The following is a 23,833-nucleotide window of genomic DNA, read 5'->3' on the forward strand; positions in this document are numbered from 1 at the left end:
CCGTACTTACTCCTCTTCCCTGGCTTCCAGCCCGACAATCCTCTTCAACGCCGCACCGAACTTCGGGTAGTTGACCTTGACGCCGTCGTCCAGATCGATCGCAATCTGCTGCGTCGCCAGCGGGTGCAGCACGTCGCGCTCGTAGTCATCGAGTTCGGTCAGGGTCTTCTTGAGGTCGTCGATGCTCTTCAGCGCGCGGGTCTTCTCAGACTGACTAGCCGAGGCGCTGATGCTGATCTGCTCCTGCCGCTTGCGTTCGCCAGCCAGCTTTTCCTGGAAATCACGCAGGTACTGCAGCACCACGCTGACCGTGTCGGGGCGGTAGCGGTGCAGGTAGATCAGCGCGTTGAAGCTGCCCTTGGGACTGGAAAACAGCCAGTAGATCGGACGCTTCTTGTAGCGTTTGACATGGTCGTTGTAGAAGTCCCGGAGGAAGAACCTTCGGAGGTCCTTGCCCAGTGCGTCTTCGATGAACTGCAGGTTCTCGTCGTAATGCGCTTCGCCAAAGGTCACACGCAGGAAGCTGCGGAAGCGCTCGGTGATGTCGTCGTTGAACCATTCGCCGTCGAGCAGCGGGATCACGTTGTCGGCGTCGGGCGTAAAGGTCGGTTGCGGCACCTGACACAGGTAGTCGGCCAGCGTGTCGCCCTGATTGGCCAGCACTAGGCCGGGCTTGTCCAGGCTGTAGCGGCCGAGCATGCAGCCGACCGCGTAGGAGAGGAACTCGCGCATGGTATCGGCCAGTAAAAGTGCCTCCAGCTCAGGCTCGGTCTTATCGCCGCCGTAGCGGTAGTGCGGGTTGCAGTCAAGAGTGATTTCGCTGAGCGCAACTCCAGGCTCTAGCTCATCCTGCAAGCCGTATGCATCGATAAATATGCAATTGCTTGCTTCTTCGATGCTCTTGACATCAAGCACTGTTACTTTCCACTGAGAGCAAAGCTGATGGTATGCATCTTGGAGAAGCAGCTGTTGAAATCCAGTCTGCAGAAGCGGATTAAATAGAAAATCCCATGAAATTTCGTAGGCGTCCCAGTCGTCTTTATGGATATCTATCAGTTTCCCTACTGAGGCATCCAACCTACTGCGCGCTTCTTGCTCTACTTCTGGATAGGGAAGTCTTGCTATCTCGCCTACATTTACCACTATTGTGGGATTTACCATAGAAATTGCATGCGAGGCTACCTTTGAATTAAGGAATGCAAATGTCTCGCCAAAAAATTTTCTATCGCTAACAAATCCGGATGAGCCTCTCCCATCAAAGAGAAACCCGTTCGGCATGCTGCGAAAAGCGTTTGCACCAGAAGTTACATCCGACCAAGTAATCCCCGGCTTGAATATAAAATCTAAATTGTAGTTATGTGACCTTATCCGGCCCTCGGCAGCCCCGAAATTTCTGACAGCCTCTCCATCGTTCTCCCAATTAACGACAAAATCATGATTTCCGTACCATTTCCGAAAAGGACCGCCCTTCTCGTATGGAAACCACTTCCGACCATCGCTCTGCGCATTGATACGGCTTATTGAGTGAAAGCCAATTTTAAGAAGCGAGACCTCGTGCCAACACTTTAGAAATAGATCATTGTTGGCTGTCGAAAGCCCAAGCCTCGTTTGAAACTGAGATCCCAACGGTGGCATTGTGAATGCCTTTCTGAATGAATCGGAGATCCAATAGACAATCGGACTTCCCGGAATTTTTTTTAGATTTACCGCCGAAGCACGAAAAAAAATATTCCCCATTCCATCCCCATCATTGGCCTTATCATTATTGTTCACGTTGCCTCTCCCGCCGGCAGCACCTTGCGGTCATAGTTGATCTCAAACCCATTCGACACCGGCTTGAATGGCTTACTCGGTGAACGGTGGCTGCTCTGGAACTGGCGGAGCGCCAGAATATCTGTCTCTCCCATTACACAGTCATCGGTGATTCCGCCCTTGACGCACAGCACGTCGCGCTTCCACCTGTCCTTGTGCGGTGCGCGGATGCGACTGTCGCCATACTGACGGTCATGGCATTGAATGATGTAGGCATGAATACCTAGCGCTGCGACCTTGATTCTCACAGTGCAAGTCATTACACCACCGCCGCTGCATGCGCCAAGCGTTGAATCTGCCAGTCTGGGAAGACTTGATTCCAGCCGTCCACCGAAAGCACAACACAATCTTCAATATGCTTACGCTTCCAGGGATCTACTGTTTCGCAACGAATGTCAGCCATCAAACGATCCTTGAAGCCAAACAAGAGTGCCTTCTGCTTTTCTGAGTCGAATGCATCAAGCCCAATTAGAACTACATACTTGAAAGGCTTTCCATCCCTCTCCATTAGATGCATAAACAGATAGGAATCTCGCACCTTAGGCGTCAATTCCTGTGTCAGGACAGAGTTGTCAGACAACCGTTTTAAATAGCTATCTCGTTCTTTTTCTGGACTTCTGGAGTGGGACGGATCTTTAATTTCGATCAAGAGCACGTCCTCTTCCCGCTCAATCACAATATCTACAAACTTCATCTTCATCGGTAGACGGATACCCTGCTTATCAAGCTCATCCCATCTCAGCTCATCGGGAAATGTGAAAAGCAATTCAGCGTTCTCTTCAGCCCTGTAATTGATCATCCAACGCCTCCCAAGGCACGCTTTACATCTTCGTCATAGAGTTCGGCGAAGGCATCCGAAATGGCCGACCTTCCAACCAAGTTGTAATCATCCGCACTGCTTACCATGACTCCGCCATGTGCGGAATCGCGATACAGACCATGGAAGCGCACATGGTCGTCCTTGCCTTTGTCCATCAGCAGATCAAACCACTTGAGCAAGACGTAATCATGGGTAGCCAGAATGATCTGCTGACCGTTGCGGGAAAGCTCCAGCAGAACCTCTACCAAATGCTTCATCAGCCTGGGATTGAGATTGGATTCGGGCTCGTCCCAGAAGAGAGGGCCGCTACTACCTGGATCCAGGGCTCCGTTACTCAGCAGACGATAGAGAACACCGATCTTTCTGAAGCCTTCAGCCGTCATACCGCTGGACAGAGATTTCTCGGTGCTTGCCCGAAACTCCCAAACCGCATCCTTGAAAGTCTGGCCTGCCTTGGTGGATGAACCTTTGGTCGAAGCTTTCTCGATATATTCACCCGCTTGAAAACAGAACCCCCCATTCTCCAGTCGATACCTGCCACCGATCAGATTTACCAGACTGGGAACAATGGCCGCGAACCGTGGGTCCTGATTGACCTTATCCTCAGGATCGTCCGTGCCTTGGCGCATCAGGGCCTGAGCAAGATCCACGTAACCTGCATCAAAGATAAGTTCTACCGTGCGCTCATCATGGGCTGGATCTGTCATCCCTTTCACAAGGGAAAGCACTTCCTTGGTCGGGATAAAGGTGGCTTCGCCGAGGCTACCCCTGTAGAGAGCGTCCTCCTTGACCTTCAATGATTTCGATCTCACGTTGAACGTGCCGGACACTTCTGCGCCCGACGCAAATCGGGCAACCAATTGGGCAGGCGTCTTTGCACCATTGCGACGCAATCTGGCCAGGTTGTCATCCAACGGCATAAACAACCTCACCAGCTTATTGGTCAGTACGGCCGCCAGCTCATCCTTTGTGGCGTCCGGCTTGTTCTTGTAGAGCGGCGCGCCGGCGCATAGGCCATAAGCGGCCTTGAGCAGGTGAGTTTTGCCAGATCCGTTCTCGCCGATGATCACGTTGATCTTGGGTGAGAAATCGATTCCGAATTCGTCAAAGCTGGTGAAGTTGGACAGCTCCAAGCGCGTAATCACGGAATTGCCCCCTCAAGCATCGCGGCTTTCTCCGCCTCGGAATTCCCATCCACAAGACGCACATATGCGCCCCGATACTCCGGTCTATGCTGGTTCTCCAACACGAAGGCTGTCGTCGAGACCACCTCACCGCTGATACTGTCGAACGCACGCGCGCCCAGATGCGCCATCGACACAATAGTGTGCCGCCCCAAGATCCGATTTCGCAGCGCCTCGAATGACGACAGAAACATCCAGCTCTGCATGGTGATCATGGCCACCGCTCCTGCAGGCAATGCCAGCTCAAGATTGCGCTCGATAAACATGGCGAACAGATCGGACTTGCTGCTGGGATAGTTCTGCTTGGCCCAAGCCCCCAGCCGCCCGTTCATGCCCTTGCCGCCCATATACGGCGGATTGGCCACCACAACCTGATACTTAGTGCTCAGGTAGTCCGCCATACGCAACACCTTTAACACCTTGGCGTGGGTGTTGGCCAGAAACAGGTTGCTGCCCATGTCCTTGGCTTCCAGCAGTGGCAGTACTTCCTGCACATTGCGCAACGCCGGCTGGATCAACGAGCCGAAGTTGTCCGCCTCCTCGAACTGTTGCAGCGTCTCGCGCAGATCCAGGGTGAATAGGTCGCGCCCCACTACCGCCATGTACTCATGAAGTTCTTCCGGGCGAAAGCTGATCTTCTCCAGCACGCAGATATTCGGCTCAATGGCCTTGCTGAAGAAGCGCCGCTGCTTCGCGCGCGCCTTCATGGTCAGGGCAAAGGCCGCCAACTCTCCGGCACGATCATCCAGCTCGATTCCATAAAGGTTATGGGTGAAGATCTTTTCCGGGATCTCGTTGGCGTCAGTGCCCACTTCCTCGTAGATGGCGTACAGCAGGTCGAACGCATAAGTGAGCATGTGGCCGGAGCCGCAGGCCGGGTCGCAGATACGGATGTCTTCGGGGCGGGCGATCTTGAGGTAGTCCGTCTCCGGCTGTTCCGGTTTGATGTAGTACGCCATCTGTCCGACCAGCTTGGATTCGGGATGATTGAGCATCCACAGCCGGCCGATCGAGTTGTCGACCAGGTAGCGCACGATCCAGTGCGGGGTAAACAACTGGGTGGCAGCGGGGATGTTTTCCGGCGTGATCTTGCGGTTCTTCTTCAGCCCGTCGAAGACTTCATCCTTCTTCTCGGAAATATAGAACTGGTACAGCCAGCCGATGACTTCCACGTCCTTGCACGCGTCGGGCGTCATCGCCTCGCGGGTATAGGCCAGCACGGAATTGCCAGACAGCAGGTCGTCGGGCATCAGAAGTTCGGTGTAGTCGGCGATGCGCTCGAACAGGTACGGCATGGCCTGGTGGAAGCGGTTGCACTCGGCCACCACCAGCAAGCGGTAAGCCTCCTGCTGCGGGTCGTGACTGGTGGCCGCGCCGCTGAGCAGGGCCGTGATCTGACGACGTGCGGGTTCGGGCACACGATCCTCGTCGATATGGCCCATCTTGGCCTCGGCCAGGATCTCCGGCTGGAACTGACCTTCGTCGGCGGGCGACACCACGCGGATGCGGGTGTAGCCGTTGACATCCATGAAGCGCAGCGCGCAGAAGCGGTTGAACCAGGTGTAAGCGACCTTGTCCACGACCTGGTCGAGGCCGGCTTCCTTGATCTTCTTTTCCAGGTCCGCAACCGCCTTGGCGTTTTCACGACGCGCCGCGCTGCTGGGCTCCAGGACAAACGTCAGTTTGGTGCGGATCTGTTCCAGCAGCAGGCGGCGAGCGTGTTGGGCGAATTTCTTGAGCTTGGTGGTGTCCATCAATCGTTCCCGGGCGAAGGCAGCTTGCCGGATTGCTTCTGCAGCTTCTTTTCATCGGACTTGACCCGCCGCTCCAGTTTCTTGAGATCTTCCTCAGCCGGTAGTTGCTCAGGCTTGATGCCACGCTGACCCAGCATGCCGCGCACGCTGTGGTTGTTCTGGACGTGCTCGTGGGTAATCGCCGACTCGCCCTGCAGGTCGGCCTGCTGGACGTTGTGATTGGTCATCTCGGTGGCGAGATTCTTGGCGGCAATGGTCAAGGTGGGCAGGAAGTCGGCCAGCGGCCGCGCCAGAGCGACGCCGAGCTTGCCCTTCATCGCCTGGGTGCTGTGCCCGCCGAACAGGGCGGTGTCGCCGCTGGAACGGATACGTCCGAATCCAGCATCGTCTACGCCCCGCTCATAGATATTTTGCGACAGCGTCTTTTCCGACTCCTTGAGCCGGTCGCGTGCTTCCATGCGCGCTTGCAGACGCATGCGATCCTCGATCAGCTCCTGCTTGCGGGTCTGACTGACAAAGTAGCTCTGCGCGAACGCAATCGACTCCTTGCGCGGGTCGCCGTTCATGGCGACCAGGTAGCAGGCGTAGCGGGTCAGCATGAAGTCCTGGATGCCTCGTTCAGATCCACTGCCGAGACGGACCATTTTCGTGACGCCACGAAAATGGTCGTCAGGATCGTAACCCGTTGATTCACATGCCTGTATGGCCCGATTGATCGCGGTCAGGAAGTTCTCCCAGCGGGCGTAGCCAAGTGGCTCCTGCAGGTCACGGGCGTACCAGAACTCAATGTTCTCGTCCGGGATGGTTTGCGCCATCGCATCAAACTGGGGTTGCAGTCGTTTAACGATCTCGAAGCTCATGGCGCGTCCTCAAATCTGCACATGGTTGCCAGCCTGGATTTCTTTCAACCACGCGGCGCGCAGGTTGGCGAGATAGCGGTCCAGGTCTGCCTCGTCCGCCAGCCAGACCTTGTCGAAGCCGACCGGGATGGCGCGGGCGGAAATCAGATGCGGATCGGCAACAGGGACCTTGGATGGGCCCACGGGGCCAACGGGATAAGGCGGGTTGGGCCCTTCGATGTCATCGCTGGATGCGTTTACTGGATTGGGCGCTGCCGAAGCGGCTTGAGACCACAGCTTCAGCTGGCTCAGCAATTCCGGATAGGTCACATCCTCGAAGCGCCGACGCAGATCACGGATCATCGCGATGCTCTTGTGGCTGGCAAAGGCCAGCCTGGTCTTGGCGAATGGCTCGATCATCTGTGCCTGCTGGGGCGACGCCAAGGCCGTGAACTCGCTCATGCCCAGCAACCTGAGTTCCAGTGCATCGACAGCGGCAGTCGCTTCACCGGCCTGTTGCAAGCGTTGCTGGTCGACCTTCTGCTGCAATGACTCCAGCTGGCCCTTGATCTGCTGCAGGTGATTGCCCTTGTAGATGGTCGTGTCCGTCAGCACCGCGCGGATCTGCTCCACTTCGTCGCCCGGCACATAGGAGAAGTTGTCCTCCTGCGCCTGCACGAAATGGCTGGCCTGCTCGTAGATGGCCTTCTGCGGGCCGGCCATGAACTTGCGGATCGGGTCGATGACCTGTTCCTTGAGGTCAAGCAGCTTGTCGGACGCGCGCGACAGTTCGGTCAGGAACCAGGCTGGGTTGTTGCCTGCGACTTCCTTCAAGGTGACTTGCACGCCAGCCAGCGCATGCAGGAACGGAAACTGACCACCTTGTCCATGCAGTTCGGCCAGCTCCAGCTGCAGGTTCTTGAGTCCATCGATGGTCTCGCGGGCCAAGGCCTTGGCTTCCGTGGCCTTGGCCGGGCCGTTGAAGAAGTCGGCATGGAAGTCCTTGAGCGCGCGCACCTGCGAGGCGCTGAATTCGACCTGTGGCTCCAGCACCACGTTGCCGTGGATGGCGGTGTTGAGCAGCGCACGTTCCAGCGCATCGCCTTCCAGTACGTTGCCGTCGCTGCGCACCTCCAGCTTGCCGCGCGCGCACAGCAACGCCAGGTTGCACAGGATGGCCGCGTAGTACCAACCGTAGGGCTTGCGTGCAAAGCGCTCCAGCAGGCTCTTGATGGTGGTGCGCACGCCGCCGCGCGCATTGCTCTGGATGTGCGCCAGCAGATCCTGCTCGGCTTCACCCAATGACGTGGCATCGTTGCCAAGCAACCCGTTCTGGGAGTTCTTCAGATAGTTGCCGACATCGCTTTCGCTGAAGGCGATGCCGCGCAACATGCGCAGGTTGGGGTAGCTGGCCTCGATCAACTGGTGGAAGCCCTTCATCACCCGGTTCTGGCCGTCTTCGGAGCCGATGTCCACGTCGGCGGCATTGATGATCAAACGCGCCTTGCCCAGCAGTTGCTTGACCCGGTCTTCAAGATCGGCCAGCCGCTCGCGGTTCTGGCTGCTCTTGCTTTCCAGGATGCGCTTGACCGCGTCCTGCTGCGCTACCGAGATGTTCTGCTTGATGTACTTCTCGGTGCGGCGATGCATCAGCAGGTCACGCATCAGGCGATCGTCCTGCGGCAATACCACGCGGAGCTCATCGCGCCCCATACTTTGCATGCGCTGGATGGTCTCGTTCTCGGAGCCATCCATGAATGGGGTGATGACGTGGATCGCCAGCTCGTGCTCGCGCCCGGCCAGGCGGTCATCCATCTTGCGCGAGTACGAGTAGTCCTGACCGTTGTCGTAGCGGACCTTGCGTTGCTTGATTACGTTGTCGAAGACCAGCTTCTCCAGTTCGGCCATGACATCGGCAGTCTCGACCTCGGTGTCCTTGATCTCTTTCTCGATGTCCTTTTCTTCGTCGGTCAGGTACTCGTACAGATCACCGCTGCGCTGGATGAAAGTCTCCTGCTCCAGCAGGTTGAGCGCAGCCTCGACGCGTTTGCGCAGCGAGGGGATGTCCTCGTCGAAGCGCTCCAGCATCAGGATGCCGAGGTTGCGTGCGGTGGCCTTGAAGCCCTTGACGTACTTGACCAGAAACAACGCCTTGAGCAGGCGCTTGGCGAAGTCGTCTTCCAGCTGCCGCTCCGAGCTGATGATGGCGCCCTGGATACCGGTCTTGAGCGCGCTGCGGATGCCCTCGAACATCTTGTCGAACGTGGCCAGATGGCCAACCGGCTGCCTGGCGATATCAATCGCCACCTCGCGGAACACGCCCAGCATCGAGCGTTCGCCGACCGAGCTGTGCTTGCCTTCGAAGCCCTCGTGCAGCGACAGGCCCTGGATTGCGGCCTGGAACAGCTCGTACTGATAGGGAATGAACGGATAGCTGTTGACGAAGTGGTCGGCGTCACGAAAGTTCTTGTAGCTCTGCGAGCCATCGGTGAAGTCGAACAAGGTCTTGAAGTTGTTGGCTTGCTCTGCGTGGACGGCGGTCAGCTGTGTGATGCCGACTTCGTTCTTGAGCAGCAGACGCTTCTGGATCACCTCGGCCACGTCGGCACTTGTAAGCTTCATGCGGTTGGCAAAGCGCGCCTGGATCTTGGTGAAGTCGTTGCTCTGCTGCTTGCTCATCTCACCGATGACGGCGTTCATGTCCTCCTGCGCAGTGACGATGACCCAGGCGCGCCCCTTGCACTTGGTGGCCAGGCTTTCGGCCACGGTCTGCAGGTTGGTCATCAGCTTGGTGTTGTCCGCAACGTACTGGCCGACCTCATCGACGAAGAAGTTCAGCCGAAAGTTGGGCGGCTGTTGCTGCAGCCAGTCGTTGATTTGGTTGGCGAAGTCCTCGATGGACACGCTGTGCTGGGCCCGGTATTTGTCGAGGATGCCCTTAGCCGCGGCAACGTCTTCACCGGTCACCTGGGCATAGGCCTTGGCGATGTTGCCCGACTCCAGCAGCGCCTGTTCGCGCCCGCGCTCCCAGGACTTTCCGGCAAGCTGCTGGTAGGCCTGTTTGAACCCTTGGTACTGACCGCGGCTGTCGAGATCACGCTCGAACTGGGCGATATAGCCCTGCTTGCCGAAGTAGCCGCACATCTCGTCGAACACCTTGACGAACACTGCCAGCAACGCATCGAACTGCGTCTTGCTGATGATGTCCGCCTTCTGGTCGATATTGAACAGGATGCTGCGCGAGGGGATGGCGACCGCTCGCTTCAGCTCGGCGCGCAGGAACTCATCGTCGGCCGGGATCTTGGGCAGGAACAGCTGCAGCGCGCTGGCGCCATCGATGCTGCGGTCCTCCAGCAGCAGCGCCAGCATCTTCAGCAGATGCGACTTGCCCGAGCCGAAGAAGCCCGAGATCCAGACGCCATTGGCGTTCTGGTAGTTGTTGTACGCATCCAGGAACGAACCCAGCCGCTTGGCGACTTCATCGGTGAGCACGTACTCCTCGATCTCGGTGCGCAGGCTGGCTTCGTCGTCAGCCTTGATCACGCCCTCGATGGGGCGACCGACCGGCCGCTCGAAAATGGCGTTGAGTTCCATGCTTGTCCTCATACCTGGATGTCGAAGATGTTGAAGGCGCGGTAGTACTTGTCGTCGTGCAGTTGGTCGAACAGGTTCAGCGAGGTGCCCTGTTCCTGCGAATGCTGGTAGCCGCCGGGGAAGAACATGACCGTCGGACGGTCCTTGGCGGTGCTCTGCAGGTTATTGAGGATGTTGTGCGAGCGCAGGTACGGGAACACTTCACCGATGCCGGTCAGGAACAGCACGTCATGTGGTTCCACGCTGATTCGCCTGGCGATTTCGGGGATCAGGTGTTCCCGTGGATCCAATACGTTCTGCAGCAACTCCAGCAGGCTTTCCTTGCTCCAGCCGGGTTCTTCCTCGACCACCTGGTCCCAGATTGATCGGTCGTCGCTTCCTCCGCGGGCCTGGAGCAGATCGAAGGACAGGTCATAGAGATTGATCTCCAGCACGCGCACGCCGTTTTGGCCAAGCCGGTTGATCAGCTGCCTTTGAAGCTTCGCCATCTCCACGGCCTCAGCCGCCCGGTAATCACAGATGAAGAACGGGATGTCGTTGTTGAGGCTTTCCATTTTCAGGAAGCGCTGACTGCTGATCACGGCAACCAGGTGATCGAAGCGGTCCGCCAGTGGTCGTTTGCCGATCCTGGTCGTCATTGCAGCAGTCTCTTGATATCGGTGTCGGCCAGGGGGAACACGTTGAGGTCGGTTTGGTCCTGACGGGCCAGTAGCTTGGCGAGGCCCGGTGTCAGCATCGCAGGTTGGATTACATACTGGTCCGAAAGCAGATCTGCCTCGCGCATCATCCTGTAAAGGTTCTGGCGCAACTTTGCCTGTGTGGAAACGGCGGTGCTCTCGATAGCATCCTGCTCCGCAGACTTGCGGTGAAAAAACGCATTGAACTCGCTTAAAGGAAGTTCGCGGCGCAGCGTCAAATAATGTTCCCGGAGTACTTCGGTGGCGAAGTCCCGAATGAAGGCGTAGCGGCGGCAAACTGCTGACCACAGTAGGTAAGCGCGTTCACGCTCACTGCCATCCAGAAGACGCACCAGCTCGGCTTCCGAGAGGTGTTCCAGGCGGGCGATGATTTCCTTGCTGATGCGCAGCGAGGCGGCTGCGGTTCGGACCTGCAGCAGATTCCCGCTGCGCACCTCATCGCGCGTCGCCTTCCAGTCGTGGAGCTCGCGGTATCGGCTGGTGACGAGCACGGATTCTTGCAAAAACAGTCCTCCAGTCGTGAAGGACAAGCGGTAGCGCTCTGGGCTCATGGGCCGGTCGCCTCGCTCGGCTCACTCGCGCCACCGGACTTGACCCAGTCATCCACTTCCAGCTTCTGGAACTTCCAAAGCCGCCCCACCTTGTGTGCAGGCATCGCCTTGCTGGATATCCAGACGTAGATGGTGTCTTTGGTTACGCCGAGATGCTCGGCGATCTCCTCGGCGGAGAGCCAGCGGTCAGACATATCAGATCCCCTTTGACGGCCGTAAGACTAGCATTTTGTGCCAGTCTTACCCGCTATTTGTCTGTTTGGACGCGATCTTCGGGCGGGGGACGGTGGGCCAGTCGAATCGCCGGGCTGCAAGTCAATGGCGGAGTTGCGGCGATGGTTTTCGCCTAACGCGCCATCTGTCCGTATACTACCCCCCACTATAGTTCCCGCAGCCCGCCATGCCGCACTCGCCGGAAGAGAAAAAGAAGGTTCTGGCCCGCATAAGGCGCATCCGCGGCCAGTGCGATGCGCTGGACCGCGCGCTGGAGGCCGGCGCCGACTGCGCACCGGTGCTGCAGCAGATCGCGGCCATTCGCGGAGCGGTGAACGGGCTGATGAGCGAGGTTCTGGAGTCGCACCTGCGCGAGCAGTTCGGCCAGCCCGCGACCGACCAGGATGATCGCCAGGCGCGCGTCACCGAGATGACCGGTTTGATCCGCTCCTATCTCAAATAGGCCTCCACCCATGAACCGCGGCGCGCTGCGTCGCTTCCCCCACACACCGTGCATTGCAGGAGTATCGCCATGAAGACCCGTGCCGCCGTCGCGTTTGAAGCCGGAAAGCCGCTGCAGATCGTCGAGCTCGACCTGGAGGGACCGAAGAAGGGCGAAGTGCTGGTGAAGATCACCCACACCGCGCTCTGCCACACCGATGCCTTCACCCTGTCCGGCGACGATCCGGAAGGCGTGTTCCCGGCGGTGCTTGGGCACGAGGGCGCGGGCATCGTGGTGGAAGTTGGCGAGGGCGTCACCAGCGTGCAGCCCGGCGACCATGTGATCCCGCTCTACACCGCCGAGTGCGGCGAATGCCTGTTCTGCAAGAGCGGCAAGACCAACCTGTGCGTGGCCGTGCGCGCGACCCAGGGCAAGGGCGTGATGCCCGACGGCACCACGCGCTTCAGCTACAACGGCGAGCCGGTCTACCACTACATGGGCTGCTCGACCTTCAGCGAATACACGGTGGTGGCCGAGGTCTCGCTGGCCAAGGTGAACCCGGACGCGAACCCGGAGCACGTCTGCCTGCTCGGCTGCGGCGTGACCACCGGCATCGGCGCGGTGCACAACACGGCCAAGGTGCAGGAAGGCGACACGGTCGCGGTATTCGGCCTCGGCGCGATTGGTCTTGCGGTGATCCAGGGCGCGAAGCAGGCGAAGGCCGGGCGCATCATCGCTATCGACACCAATCCGTCGAAGTTCGAGCTCGCGCAGCAGATGGGCGCGACCGAATGCGTGAACCCGAAGGACCATGACAGGCCCATCCAGCAGGTGATCGTGGAAATGACCGAATGGGGCGTGGACCACAGCTTCGAGTGCATCGGCAACGTCAACGTGATGCGCGCCGCGCTCGAATCCGCGCACCGCGGCTGGGGCCAGAGCGTAATCATCGGCGTGGCCGGTGCAGGCCAGGAAATCAGCACGCGTCCGTTCCAGCTGGTCACCGGCCGCAAGTGGCTGGGCACGGCGTTCGGCGGAGTGAAGGGGCGCACGCAGCTGCCGGGCATGGTGGAGGACGCGATGCGCGGCGACATCCAGCTGGCGCCGTTCGTGACGCATACGCTGCCGCTGGAGCGGATCAACGAAGCCTTCGACCTGATGCATGAAGGCAAGTCGATCCGGACCGTCATCCATTACTGACGCAACGGACATGCGCACCAACGACGACACCGGCCAGAACACGCGCGGGCGGGTCGCGCTCGTCGCCGGCGCGAGCGGGCTGGTCGGGCGCGCGCTGGTCGCGCGCCTGTGCGCTGACCCGGGCATTGCGGAGGTACACGCGCTGGTGCGTCGGCCGCTGGCGTTGAAGGCCCCGAAGCTGCAGGTCCATGTGATCGCGTTCGACCGCCTGCCGGCGCTGGTGCCGCTGGACGAGGCCTACCTGGCGCTCGGCACCACGATTCGGGTGGCGGGCAGCGAGGAGGCGTTCCGTGCGGTCGACTTCGACGCCAACCTCGCGGTGGCCCAGGCCTCGCTGGCCGCGGGCGCGCGGCGGATTGGTCTGGTCAGCGCGATGGGTGCGGACCCCGCCTCGCGCGTGTTCTACAGCCGGGTCAAGGGGGAGCTTGAGGACGCGCTGTCTCCACTGCCTCTCGACACCCTGGTGATCGCACGACCGTCGCTGTTGCTGGGCGACCGCGACCGGCTGGGCCAGCCACGCCGCCGCGGCGAGCAGCTGGTCGCAAGCCTGGACCGTTGGCTGCGGTCCGTGATCCCGGCGCGCTTGCGCGCCATCGCCGCGGAGGACGTCGCGGCCGCGCTGGTGACTGCCGTTCAGCAGGCACGCGGATGTCACGTCCTCGACTCGGCCAGCATGCAGGGCGCGGCGCACGGCCAAGGCGCGGCGCAGGGCTGAACCGTCGCAACGCCGCCATTCCTCTTTGCACACACGAACCCATTCCGGAGAAATGCCATGGAACGCATCGAACACCGCGCCAGCTTCGGCGGCTGGCAGGACGTCTACCGCCACCGCTCCCAGGTCCTCGGCTGCGACATGACGGTCGGCGTGTACTTTCCGCCGCAGGCCGCTGACGGTCCTTGCCCGGTGCTGTACTGGCTCTCGGGTCTGACCTGCAACGAGCAGAACTTCATCACCAAGGCCGGCGCGCAGCGCCATGCGGCCGAACACGGAATCATCCTCGTCGCGCCGGACACCAGCCCGCGCGGCGATGACGTCGCCGACGCGCCGGGCTACGACCTCGGCAAGGGCGCGGGCTTCTACGTCAACGCCACGCAGGATCCGTGGGCGATGCACTACCGCATGTACGACTACATCGTCGACGAGCTGCCGGCCTGGGTCGAAGCCGATCCCTCCGCTTCCGATCGCCGCGCGATCAGCGGGCATTCGATGGGCGGCCACGGCGCGCTGGCCATCGCGTTGAAGAACCCGGGCCGCTACCGCAGCGTGTCGGCGTTCTCGCCGATCGTGGCGCCATCGCAGGTACCGTGGGGCGAGAAGGCCCTCGGTGCCTATCTCGGCGACGACCGCGAGGCGTGGAAGCAGTACGACGCGGTCGAGCTGGTGAAGTCGGCGAAGGAGAGGCTGCCGCTGCTGGTCGACCAGGGCGACGCCGACGAGTTCCTCGACAACCAGCTCCGGCCGCAGCTTCTGCAGGCTGCATGCGAGGCTGCGGGACATCCGCTGGAACTGCGCATGCAGCCGGGCTACGACCACAGCTACTACTTCATCGCCAGCTTTATCGGCGACCACGTTGCGCATCATGCGAGGGCGCTTCGGGCCGGGTGAAGAGCTGAAGAGCTCTTTTGCCACGGATTTACGCGGATAAAAGCAGATAGAAGGTAGAGCATCGAAGCTCCGCGCCCCGTCTGCTTGATTGGATTTTATCCGCGTGATCCGTGGCAAAGCTTTTCCCTGCTGTCCGATATCTCCAGCTGTGACCCGCGCACGTGCAGAGCGCGGGGGCGCGGCGCGAGAATGGCGCGCTCTTGAACCGGAGGCGTGCCCGTGGCGAACCAGGATCTCGTTTTTTACGTGAAGTGCCGGGTCAAGCCCGATTGTGTCGATGCGTGGCGTCGGGCGGTGGCGGAGATCATCGAGCAGATGTCGCGGGAAGACGCGTTCGTGTCCTGCCAGCTGCACGTCGATGCGCAGGATCCGACGCTGTTCACGTTGTACGAGCGCTGGGCCGAGCCCTCGGTCGAGGCGTTCCTGCAGCGGCAGGACACGCCGTATCGCCGTGCGTACGAAGCCCTGTTGCCTGACTTGCTGCAGGGTCCGCGCGAGCCGCAGGTGCTGGTGCCGCTGGGCGAGTGGCACCGGCCGGCGTAAGCGCCCTTGCCCGGATACCTGCACGGGCGCACCCTTCCCCGTATCCGTGTTCGGGGAGAGCGTCATGGAAGCAGGTTCGAAGAAAGTTCCGGTCAGCGTGTGGGTAGTCGGCGTGCTGGCGCTGCTGTGGAACCTGGTCGGGGTGGCCGCCTTCGGCATGCAGTTGGCGATGCCGGCCGAGGCGCTGGAGGCCATGCCGCCGGACCGGCGCGCGATCTACGAGGCCGCGCCCGCCTGGCTGTACATCTTCTACGGCGTGGCGACCATCGGCGGTGTCATCGGTTCATTGGGCCTGCTGCTGCGGCGGCGCTGGGCCGTGCCGGTCTACCTCGTCGCACTGGTGGCCCTGGTGCTGCAGGTCCTGGCCAGCTACGCGGTCACGCCGGCCTGGTCGCTCGGTGGCGTCGCAAGCCTCGGCTTCCCCGTGTTGCTGGTGGCGATCGCGATCGCCCTGTGGCTCTTCGCGCGCCGCATGTCCGCCCGCCACATCCTGCGTTGAGTCTGTCCGGCTGCGAACGCCGCGGAAGAGCAAGAGCTTTTTGCCACGGAAAGCGCCAATGCCTCCTGGCGCCGCATCAGGTCGCTAGCCGGAAGTCCGTGCAGGCGAAGCGTGCGTCGCGCAGTTCCGTGTCGCCGCGTCGCAGTGCGACAGGGACTGCGAACATCGGACCGTCCGCCACGCAGGTGTGGAATTCGCCGTGTTCGCCGCAGGGGTCCACGGCGGCGGGCAGGGAGCTGAGCAGCGCGTTGTTGAAGTCGCGCCCGGCGAAGGTGCCGTCGAGCTGCTGCGTGTCGACGCAGCACAGTGTTGCGCGCAGCCCGCCGGCAATCATTTCGCGCGCCAGCTCAGCGGTTTCGCGGCCGAACAGTGGAAACGCGGCGGTCCAGCCCAGCCGCGCGCAAAGCGCCTCGCGCCAAGCGCGGATGTCGGCCAGCAGCAGGTCGCCGAAGGCGATGTGGGTGATGCCCGGCCAATGCGCGCGCGCCTCGTCCAGCGTGGCGGCGAACGCAGTTTCGTAGCGGGCGTTGTCGCAGTCCTGCGGTATCCGTGATTCGAGCAACGGCAGTCCAGCGCTCGCGGCCTGCGCACGCAGCACGTCGACGCGGATGCCCTGCATCGACGCGCGCTCGTGGCCTTCGGTGATCGTGCTCATCAGCCCGACCACGTCGAAATCGTCGCGCTGGCGCATGGCGTGCAGCGTCCAGGCCGCGTCCTTGCCGCCGCTCCAGGCCAGCAGTGCGCGGGGCCGGGTCACGGCTCAGCCGGCGCGGACGTCGCGCAGCTCCCAGGCACTGCCGGCCAACAGGCGCATGCGGTGCTTGAACACGTCGCCGCGCAGGCTGGTGCTGGCCGCCAGCTCGACTCGCTTTTCGCGCTGCACGCCTTCCACGCTGGCCGCGGGGTCGGTGGCGCCGAGCAGCGGGTCGACTTCGTCAGGCTCGTCCTGGGTGGCGCGCCAGCGTTCGAACAGGCCGTCGCCGCGCAGTGCCTCCTGCAGTTCGCGCGCGAACGCGTCCGCGCCCTGTGCGGTGAAGGGGAATTCGCCCGCTGCGCGCGCGGCGGCGGGGTCGGGAATGGCGATGAAGTAGCGGGTGGCCATGGGGCATCCGTCGGGTGGCGATGCGCCAAGCTTAGCCTCCGGCCGTTAACCGCGCGTTGCGTTCGTCATGCGAACGCGTGCTCCTTCGCGGCAAAGCCCACCACCACCGCGCCGCGGCCGACGTTGACCATGCCGGTGGTGCTCATGACGCTCTCGAACACGTCCACGTTCTGGTCGGCGCAGGCGTTGCGCAGGCGGTCGTAGCCCGGCAGGGCGCGCATCTCGTCGAGCTGGCCGCCGTAGCAGAGGGTGACCGTCGGGGTCATCAGCCCGGCCTGCACGCGCCGGGCGGAGAAGTCGAACATCTTCTCAACCGCCGGATCGAAGCCCTTGATTTTGGCCACCGGCCCGGTCTCGCCGCGGTATCCGCGCAGCACCGGCTTGATGTCCAGCGCGGTGCCCAGCGCGGCGCTGAGGAGACTCACGCTGCGGTCGCCCTTGGCACGCGCGCGGTTGCGGATGTAGTACAGGTCGCGCGGCACCAGGTAGCCGTAGGTGTTGTTGGCGAGCTCTTCCAGGCGGGTGCGGATGCGCAGTGGCTGCTCGCCGGCGGCGCGCAGGCGCGCGGCCTCCACCGGCAGGATGCCCTGGGCGCAGAACAGGTTGCGGGTGTCGATCACGCGCAGCGCGAACGGGGTGTTGTTGCCCGCGGCGGAACGCGGCTGTTTGTAGTCGTTGAGGATCATGTAGCTCGCCTTCTGCGCGTTGGCGAAGATCGGGCTGCGCGATCCGGTGATGGTCATGCAGAAGACGTAGTCGTAGTCGACCACCAGGCGCTCGAGGAACAGGTCGCGGATCTGCTCGGGCGTGTAGGGAATGGTCTCGGCGCTGGCGCCGCGCTCGGCGATGTGCGACTCGAGGAAGGCCAGGGTCCGGGCTTCGTCGCGATGGTCGGCGTGGACCGCGTCGCCGATGCGGACGGTGATGGGCAACAGCTCGACCTGCTCGCGTTCGAGGAACTCTGTTGGCAGGTCACATGCTGAATCGACGACGAGGCCAATGCGCATCTGGCTGGGCTCCTGGAAGGACGACCCGATCCTCGCACGAGGCGTGCCGGTGGTCACGCTCCGGGTGCGACGCGACACACCCTCCGTGGCCTCAGCGGTCCGGGGTCGGATCACCCCGGCGCCGGGCCTCCTCGGCTTCGAGGCGTTCCCGATGGCGGATGAACAGCGGCACGCCGATGCCGATGCCGATCATGATCAGCGTGCCGGCGATCAGCATCCAGCCGACCGGGCGGGCGATGATTTCGACCAGGACAGGATGCATTGCGGGTCTCCCCATGGGTTCGGGGCGATGATCGGCCGCGGCGTGCCGCGGCGTATTGACCCTGGTCAATGCTCAGTCGAGGGCGTCCGCAGGGCCCACCACGCACCGGCCCAGCCGGGCGTAGTCGGACGGCACCAGCAGCCACCAGCCCGCCACCAGGCAGGCCGCCAGCACCAGCGCCAGGGCCGGGCACCAGGCCCGGGAACGCGTGGTCACCGTTCGCCGGCAGCCGGATATGCCCGCGGCAGCTCACCGCGCGCCGCGTCGGGCTCCGCGCGCAGGTAGCGGTCGCGCAGTTCGGTCTGGCGCGAGCGCATGTCGATTGCGCGGCCGTCGAACCACACCCGCTGCGCAAGGCTGGCGACGTCCAGCGGGTCGCCGTCCCAGAGCACCAGGTCGGCGCGCAGGCCCGGGGCGATCGCGCCGATCTCGCCGTCGACGCCGAACGCGCGCGCCGGCACCCGGGTCAGGGCGGCCAGGCCGTCCTCCCAGGGCAGGCCGTGGGCGACGGCGTTGCCGGCCAGCTGGCGCAGCTTGCGCGCATTGTGCGAGGCGTCGCCGGCCTGGGTGAAGCCGACCTCGACCCCGGCCGCGCGCAGCACCGCGGCGCTGCGCAGGCTGGCGTGGATGCGGTCGAAGTTGGCCGGCAGGTTGTCGAGCGGGTCGACGAACACCGGCACCCCGCCCGCGGCCAGTTCGCCGGCCACGCGCCAGGCCTCGCCGCCGCCGCGGATGGCGATGCGCACGTCGTGCTTTTTCGCCCAGCGCAGCAGCTGGCGGATGTCGGCGGCGCGGTCCACGGCGACCACCAGCGGGCGATCGCCGTCCATGTGGCGACGCAGGGTGTCGCGTCCGGCGGGCGTCAGTAGCGCGGCGTGCGAGCTGGCATCGATACGCCCGCGCGCCTCGTCCACCAGTTGGTCGAGCAGCATCCACTGCGCCGCGCGCGAGCCGCCGCTGAGGCCTGAAGCGCGGCTGCCGAGGTCGATGAAGAGCAGCTTCGGGCCCGCCGGCTGGTCGCCGCCGTCCAGGCGCATGGCCGCGCCCTGGCCGCCGATGATCGAGCCGCCGGCGCCGGTGCCCGCGGACAGCAGGGTGAAGCCGATGCCCTCGACGCGCGCCACCGGCAGCAGCAGCGAATCCGGGTTGTAGGCCAGGGTGACGTCGAACTCGGGGCGCACCACCATGTCGTGGGCGCCGCCGCCGAGCGCGAGCGTGCCGTCGGTGGTCGCTTCCTCACCCGACACCTCTTCGATGCCGATGCCGGTGATGCCGCCGAACAGCGTGGGCGTGACCGGCTTGCCGCCGGCATCGACCACGGTCGCGTTGCCGGCGTCCAGCGCAGTGCCGACGGCAGCGATGCGGCCGTTGCGCACCAGCACGTCGGCGCCCTGCAGCGTGCCGCGCTCGGTAGCGGTATGCACCGTGGCGTTGCGGATCAGGAGGTCCTGGGAAACGGCGGTAGCCGAGGCGGCAAGCATTGCCGCCAGCGCGATCCTTTGTAGGAGCAGCCATGGCTGCGACCGGCCGGAGCGTCGAGGCTGTTCGCCGCTATAGCGGCTCCCACAGGAGAGGCTCATCGCACACCTCCGGCAGCGGCGCCGCGGCCAAGCATGAAGTCCGAGCGCGGCTGGCGTGCGGGGTCGTTGCGGTCGTAGACGCGTGCGCCGTCGATCCACACCTGCTCGGCGAGCGCGTAGGAGCTGAAAGGATTGCCGTTCCACAGCACCACGTCGGCCATCTTGCCGGCCTCCAGGGTGCCGGTGCGGTCGGCGATGCCCATGGCCTTGGCCGGATTGCGACTCAGCCAGGTCATCGCGTGCTCGGGGGTGATGTCGATACCCACGCGGCGCGCGTTGGCCATCACCTTCGCGGCCTCCTGGTTGAGGCGCTGGATGCCTTCGTCGGAATCGGAGTGCACGATCGCGCAGCCGCCCGGCGCGCGGTCGACGAGGGCGATGTTCTCCTGGATGCCGTCGAAGGCCTCCATCTTGAAGCCCCACCAGTCGGCCCAGAGCGCGCCGCAGACGCCGTCGCGGCCGAGGCGGTCGGCGATCTTGTAGGCCTCCACGGCATGGTGGAAGGCGGCGACCTTGAAGCCGAACTCGTCGGCCAGGTCGAGCATGGTCACCATCTCGTCGGCGCGGTAGCAGTGGATGTGGACGAGGATCTCGCCGTCGAGCGCGCCGGCCAGCGTCTCCAGCTTCAGGTCGCGCTTGCCGTCCTTGCCGCCGTCCTTCGCGCGCTTGTCGCGGTAGTCGGCGGCGTCGATGAAGGCCGCGCGGTAGCCGGCGACGTTGCCCATGCGCGTGGCCGGGCCGCCCTTCTGGCCGTAGACGCGCTTGGGGTTCTCGCCGCAGGCCATCTTCAGGCCGTGCGGGGCGCCTGGGAACTTCATCGCCTGGTAGGTCTCGGCCGGGACGTTGCGCAGGGTGACGCCGCGGCCGCCGACCAGGTTGGCCGAGCCCGGCAGCACCTGCAGGGTGGTGACGCCGCCGGCGAGAGCTGCGTGGAAGCCCGGGTCCTGCGGCCACACCGAATGCTCGGCCCAGACCGCGGCGGTGACCGGCGAAGTCATCTCGTTGCCGTCGCTGTGCGAGCGCGTGCCCGGGCTGGGATAGACGCCCAGGTGCGAATGGATGTCGATGATGCCGGGCGTGACCCACTTGCCGCGGCCGTCGATGCGGATCGTGCCCGCGGGCACCTCGTCGTCGAGGTCCCAGCCGATGTTGGCGATGACGCCGTCGTGCATCAGCACGTCGCCTTCCTTGAGCATGCCGCCGTGGCCGTCGAGGATCGTGGCATTGGCGATCAGCACCGGCGCGCCGGCGATGCGCCGGTAGGTGCTGGGGTAGGCGTCGCCGGGGGAGCCGGACCCGCCGGTTGCAACGGCCGCGGAGGTCGACCGGTCGCCGGCATCACCGCGGCCACCCGCCGCGCTGGTCGTCGCGCAGCCGGTGGCCAGCGCAAGGGTGAGCGCCGCGGCGAGCGCGGTCTGTGCCTTCAGTGTCATTGGTGTTCCCCGTGGTTCGCCGCCCACCGTATCCGGGCGGCGTGGCCGCAGGCAATGGGCGGAAGGTCAGGGATCGCGACCATGGCCGCTCCCACAGGAGCTTTGGCGGGCTCAGGCGTGCGTGACCCCGGGGCCTTTGTGGGAGCCGCTATAGCGGCGCTGACGGCCATGCAAGAATCACCGGAAACGGAGGATCCAATGAAAGAGAAGGAACACATCGTCGAGAACTGGCTGCCGCGCTACACCGGCGTGCCGCTCGATGGCTTCGGCGAGCACATCCTGCTGACCAACTTCGGCGGCTACCTGGGCCACTTCGCGCGCCTGACCGGGGCCGAGGTGGTCGGCATGGACCGGCCGATGCCCAGCGCCACCGCCGACGGCATCACCATGATCAACTTCGGCATGGGCAGCCCCAACGCGGCCACCATGATGGACCTGCTGTCTGCGATCGCGCCCAAGGCGGTGCTGTTCCTGGGCAAGTGCGGCGGGCTGAAGAGGAAGAACCAGCTCGGCGACCTGGTGCTGCCGATCGCCGCCATCCGCGGCGAGGGCACCAGCGACGACTACCTGCCGCCGCAGGTCCCGGCGCTGCCGGCGTTCGCGCTGCAGCGTGCGGTCTCGACCTCGATCCGCGATGCCGGCCTCGACTACTGGACGGGCACCGTCTACACCACCAACCGCCGTGTCTGGGAGCATGACGCCGCCTTCAAGGAGCGCCTGCGCGCGATGCGCTGCATGGCCATCGACATGGAAACCGCGACCATCTTCGCCGCCGGCTTCGCCAACCGCATTCCAAGCGGCGCGCTGCTGCTGGTCAGCGACCAGCCGATGATCCCGGAAGGCGTCAAGACCGAAGCCTCCGACGCGCAGGTGAGCACGCGCTTCGTCGAGGGCCACATCCAGACCGGCATCGAGGCGCTGCGCCTGATCCGCCGCCACGGCAAGTCCGTACGCCACCTGAGGTTCGACGAATGAACGACGCAACTGCCATGCCCACCGCGGGCGAAGTGATCGGTTTCTGGCGCGAGGCCGGCTACGAGAAGTGGTTCCGCGGCGGCGACGCCTTCGACGAAGAGGTGCGCCGGCATCTGGAGGCCGCGCACTACGCCGCTGCGCGCCGCGAGCTTGAGGGCTGGATGGACGACGCCGAAGGCGCGCTTGCCCTGCAGATCCTGCTCGACCAGGTGCCGCGCAACATCTTCCGTGGCAGCGCCCACTCCTACGCCACCGATCCGCTGGCCCTGCACTACGCGCGGCGCATGATCGAAGCCGGGCTGGACCAGGAGGTCGAAGAGGGCCTGCGGATGTTCTGCTACCTGCCCTTCGAGCATTCCGAACGCATCGCCGACCAGGAGGACGCGGTGGCGCTGATGCGCGAGCTGGGCGAGATGGCACTCGACTACGCGGTGCGGCACTTCGACGTCATCGAGCGCTTCGGCCGCTTCCCGCACCGCAACCACGCCCTGGGCCGCGCCAACAGCGCCGAAGAGCAGGCCTGGCTGGACGCCGGCGGCGGCTTCTGACCGCTCCTGCAAAAGCGGGGGGCCGGCAGTTGCGGTGGATCTTGTGGGAGCGGCCATGGCCGCGATCGCCGCTGCAGCGGCTCCCACAGGTGATTGCGCCGGGGCGTCAGTAGCGCGGGATGCTGCCGTCGACGTGCTCGGCCCAGGCGTCGATGCCGCCTTCGATGTTGTAGACCTCGCGGAAGCCGAGCTGGCGGAAATGCTCCGCCGCCTGCGCGCTGCGGCCGCCGTGGTGGCAGATGAAGGCCAGCGGGGTGTCCTTCGGCAGGTCCTCGAGCGCGCCGGGACCGGCGTCCAAGGTTGAATGCGGCACCGGAACCGCGGCCTGCGCGCGCTCGTCGGCCGGGCGCACGTCGACCACGCGCAGACTGCCGCCCGAGGCGCGGGCCTGCGCATCCACCGGCGCCAGAGGACGCACGGCGGGCGGCGCGTTCGGGTTCTCGATCACCAGCCCCTTGCCGCGGGCGTCGTCGGCCCAGTCGACGATCAGGCCGTCGGCGCGACGCGCGGCGGCCACGTCCACCTGCACCGGGATTCCGTTGCAGTCCACGGTGATGGCGTTCGCATTGCGGGTGGCCAGCGCCAGCCGGGTGCGGAAGTTCGGGTCGATGTCGATCTGCACGGCAAGGTCGCCGCCGGCATCGTCGATGGCCTTGCGCAGCATCGGATGCGCGGCCGGGGTGATGGTGATGACAGGCGGCGTGCGATCCGGTGGCGGCAGCCCGACGGCGGCGTGCAGCTCGCCGGAGTTCGCCATCTGCTCGATGATGTCGCTGCCGCCGACCAGCTCGCCGCCGATGTAGAGCTGCGGGATGGTCGGCCAGTTGCCATAGGCCTTGATGCCTTCGCGGATCTCGCCGTCGGCAAGCACGTTGACGTGCGCGTAGGGCAGCTCCAGCGCCGACAGCGCGGCCACCGCCTTGGACGAGAAGCCGCACTGCGGCGCCTGCGGATCGCCCTTCATGAACAGCACGATGCGATTGGCCTGGAGCAGGTCGTCGATGCGCTGGCGGAGTTCGGGGGCAAGGGACATGGCGGGCACCGCGGTGTTGTCTGTGGGCCGCATAGGGTACTCCCCGCGCCGCCGCGCGGCCTTGACCCGCATCATCGACACGCGGCATGCGATACCGATTCGCACCCCGCACCCCGCACCCCGCACCCGCCCAGTGGC

The 23,833-nt window shown here is 63.8% G+C and carries 26 protein-coding genes; 8 read left to right on the top strand and 18 right to left on the bottom strand.

Annotation, left to right across the window (positions count from 1 at the left end):
- Positions 1-6: 6 nt before the first annotated feature.
- From pglX (ACW7G5_RS00100) to ACW7G5_RS00145, 10 genes are read right to left on the bottom strand one after another with little or no spacing between them, the layout of a single operon-like run.
- Positions 7-1,773, bottom strand: a complete 1,767-nt coding sequence (gene pglX, locus ACW7G5_RS00100; protein ID WP_457000753.1) for a BREX-1 system adenine-specific DNA-methyltransferase PglX — start codon at positions 1,771-1,773, stop codon at positions 7-9.
- Entirely contained in the window at positions 1,770-2,060 is a 291-nt protein-coding gene (locus tag ACW7G5_RS00105) for a hypothetical protein (protein ID WP_457000755.1), read from the bottom strand. Before ACW7G5_RS00105 ends, pglX (ACW7G5_RS00100) begins: the two co-directional genes overlap by 4 nt.
- Before the next feature lie 11 nt (positions 2,061-2,071).
- A complete protein-coding gene (locus ACW7G5_RS00110; RefSeq protein ID WP_457000757.1) occupies positions 2,072-2,611 on the bottom strand; it encodes a hypothetical protein in 540 nt (179 codons plus the stop codon).
- A complete protein-coding gene (locus ACW7G5_RS00115; protein WP_457000759.1) occupies positions 2,608-3,765 on the bottom strand; it encodes an AAA family ATPase in 1,158 nt (385 codons plus the stop codon). Before ACW7G5_RS00115 ends, ACW7G5_RS00110 begins: the two co-directional genes overlap by 4 nt.
- Positions 3,766-3,773: 8 nt before the next feature.
- On the bottom strand, positions 3,774-5,570 hold the full coding sequence (pglX, locus tag ACW7G5_RS00120) for a BREX-1 system adenine-specific DNA-methyltransferase PglX (protein ID WP_457000761.1): 1,797 nt from the start codon (positions 5,568-5,570) through the stop codon (positions 3,774-3,776).
- Complete coding sequence (gene dinD, locus ACW7G5_RS00125; RefSeq protein WP_457000763.1) at positions 5,570-6,430, bottom strand: DNA damage-inducible protein D; 861 nt, start codon at positions 6,428-6,430, stop codon at positions 5,570-5,572. The genes pglX (ACW7G5_RS00120) and dinD overlap by 1 nt, the downstream gene beginning before the upstream one ends.
- A 9-nt stretch (positions 6,431-6,439) precedes the next feature.
- Positions 6,440-10,003 carry a BREX system P-loop protein BrxC gene (brxC, locus tag ACW7G5_RS00130; RefSeq protein WP_457000765.1) on the bottom strand — a complete coding sequence of 1,188 codons (3,564 nt, stop codon included), beginning with the start codon at positions 10,001-10,003 and terminating at the stop codon, positions 6,440-6,442.
- An 8-nt stretch (positions 10,004-10,011) separates the two neighbouring features.
- A complete protein-coding gene (locus ACW7G5_RS00135) occupies positions 10,012-10,641 on the bottom strand; it encodes a DUF1788 domain-containing protein (protein ID WP_457000767.1) in 630 nt (209 codons plus the stop codon).
- Entirely contained in the window at positions 10,638-11,252 is a 615-nt protein-coding gene (locus ACW7G5_RS00140; RefSeq protein ID WP_457000769.1) for a DUF1819 family protein, read from the bottom strand. The genes ACW7G5_RS00135 and ACW7G5_RS00140 overlap by 4 nt, the downstream gene beginning before the upstream one ends.
- The gene (locus ACW7G5_RS00145) at positions 11,249-11,446 is read right to left on the bottom strand and encodes a helix-turn-helix domain-containing protein (RefSeq protein ID WP_457000770.1); all 198 of its coding nucleotides are present in this window, start codon (positions 11,444-11,446) and stop codon (positions 11,249-11,251) included. Before ACW7G5_RS00145 ends, ACW7G5_RS00140 begins: the two co-directional genes overlap by 4 nt.
- A gap of 206 nt (positions 11,447-11,652) precedes the next feature.
- Between ACW7G5_RS00145 and frmR the strand changes: the two genes are divergently transcribed.
- The 6 genes from frmR to ACW7G5_RS00175 all read left to right on the top strand — a co-directional run bounded on the left by frmR (position 11,653) and on the right by ACW7G5_RS00175 (position 15,755).
- A complete protein-coding gene (gene frmR / locus ACW7G5_RS00150; protein WP_457000772.1) occupies positions 11,653-11,928 on the top strand; it encodes a formaldehyde-responsive transcriptional repressor FrmR in 276 nt (91 codons plus the stop codon).
- Between the two features lie 69 nt (positions 11,929-11,997).
- Positions 11,998-13,107: an S-(hydroxymethyl)glutathione dehydrogenase/class III alcohol dehydrogenase gene (locus tag ACW7G5_RS00155; protein ID WP_457000774.1), complete on the top strand. Its 1,110-nt coding sequence runs from the start codon at positions 11,998-12,000 to the stop codon at positions 13,105-13,107.
- A gap of 10 nt (positions 13,108-13,117) precedes the next feature.
- A complete protein-coding gene (locus ACW7G5_RS00160) occupies positions 13,118-13,822 on the top strand; it encodes a nucleoside-diphosphate sugar epimerase (RefSeq protein WP_457000776.1) in 705 nt (234 codons plus the stop codon).
- A gap of 57 nt (positions 13,823-13,879) precedes the next feature.
- Positions 13,880-14,713: an S-formylglutathione hydrolase gene (gene fghA, locus ACW7G5_RS00165; protein WP_457000778.1), complete on the top strand. Its 834-nt coding sequence runs from the start codon at positions 13,880-13,882 to the stop codon at positions 14,711-14,713.
- Between the two features lie 219 nt (positions 14,714-14,932).
- On the top strand, positions 14,933-15,256 hold the full coding sequence (locus ACW7G5_RS00170) for a putative quinol monooxygenase (RefSeq protein WP_457000780.1): 324 nt from the start codon (positions 14,933-14,935) through the stop codon (positions 15,254-15,256).
- Between the two features lie 64 nt (positions 15,257-15,320).
- Complete coding sequence (locus tag ACW7G5_RS00175; RefSeq protein ID WP_457000781.1) at positions 15,321-15,755, top strand: hypothetical protein; 435 nt, start codon at positions 15,321-15,323, stop codon at positions 15,753-15,755.
- A gap of 76 nt (positions 15,756-15,831) precedes the next feature.
- Here ACW7G5_RS00175 and ACW7G5_RS00180 read toward each other — a convergent pair whose 3' ends face one another.
- From ACW7G5_RS00180 to ACW7G5_RS00210, 7 genes are all read right to left on the bottom strand, one after another.
- A complete protein-coding gene (locus tag ACW7G5_RS00180) occupies positions 15,832-16,512 on the bottom strand; it encodes a Dph6-related ATP pyrophosphatase (protein WP_457000783.1) in 681 nt (226 codons plus the stop codon).
- Positions 16,513-16,515: 3 nt separating this feature from the next.
- Entirely contained in the window at positions 16,516-16,857 is a 342-nt protein-coding gene (locus ACW7G5_RS00185; RefSeq protein WP_457000785.1) for a hypothetical protein, read from the bottom strand.
- Positions 16,858-16,922: 65 nt separating this feature from the next.
- A complete protein-coding gene (locus ACW7G5_RS00190) occupies positions 16,923-17,864 on the bottom strand; it encodes a DegV family protein (RefSeq protein ID WP_457000786.1) in 942 nt (313 codons plus the stop codon).
- A 91-nt stretch (positions 17,865-17,955) separates the two neighbouring features.
- Complete coding sequence (locus ACW7G5_RS00195; protein ID WP_457000788.1) at positions 17,956-18,126, bottom strand: hypothetical protein; 171 nt, start codon at positions 18,124-18,126, stop codon at positions 17,956-17,958.
- Between the two features lie 72 nt (positions 18,127-18,198).
- Positions 18,199-18,342, bottom strand: a complete 144-nt coding sequence (locus ACW7G5_RS00200) for a hypothetical protein (protein WP_457000790.1) — start codon at positions 18,340-18,342, stop codon at positions 18,199-18,201.
- Positions 18,339-19,607, bottom strand: a complete 1,269-nt coding sequence (locus tag ACW7G5_RS00205; RefSeq protein WP_457002778.1) for an amidohydrolase family protein — start codon at positions 19,605-19,607, stop codon at positions 18,339-18,341. Before ACW7G5_RS00205 ends, ACW7G5_RS00200 begins: the two co-directional genes overlap by 4 nt.
- Positions 19,608-19,702: 95 nt before the next feature.
- Positions 19,703-21,139 (bottom strand): amidohydrolase family protein, encoded by a 1,437-nt coding sequence (locus tag ACW7G5_RS00210; protein WP_457000791.1) that lies wholly within the window; start codon positions 21,137-21,139, stop codon positions 19,703-19,705.
- 198 nt (positions 21,140-21,337) lie between these two features.
- Between ACW7G5_RS00210 and ACW7G5_RS00215 the strand changes: the two genes are divergently transcribed.
- Both ACW7G5_RS00215 and ACW7G5_RS00220 read left to right on the top strand, forming a co-directional pair.
- Positions 21,338-22,114 carry an AMP nucleosidase gene (locus ACW7G5_RS00215; protein WP_457000793.1) on the top strand — a complete coding sequence of 259 codons (777 nt, stop codon included), beginning with the start codon at positions 21,338-21,340 and terminating at the stop codon, positions 22,112-22,114.
- Positions 22,115-22,128: 14 nt separating this feature from the next.
- Positions 22,129-22,662, top strand: a complete 534-nt coding sequence (locus tag ACW7G5_RS00220) for a DUF924 family protein (protein WP_457002780.1) — start codon at positions 22,129-22,131, stop codon at positions 22,660-22,662.
- Between the two features lie 106 nt (positions 22,663-22,768).
- On the opposite strand, the gene grxD is transcribed toward ACW7G5_RS00220, so the two are convergent.
- On the bottom strand, positions 22,769-23,695 hold the full coding sequence (gene grxD, locus ACW7G5_RS00225) for a Grx4 family monothiol glutaredoxin (RefSeq protein WP_457000795.1): 927 nt from the start codon (positions 23,693-23,695) through the stop codon (positions 22,769-22,771).
- Positions 23,696-23,833: the final 138 nt, after the last annotated feature.

Source organism: Luteimonas sp. A501 (assembly GCF_054052085.1).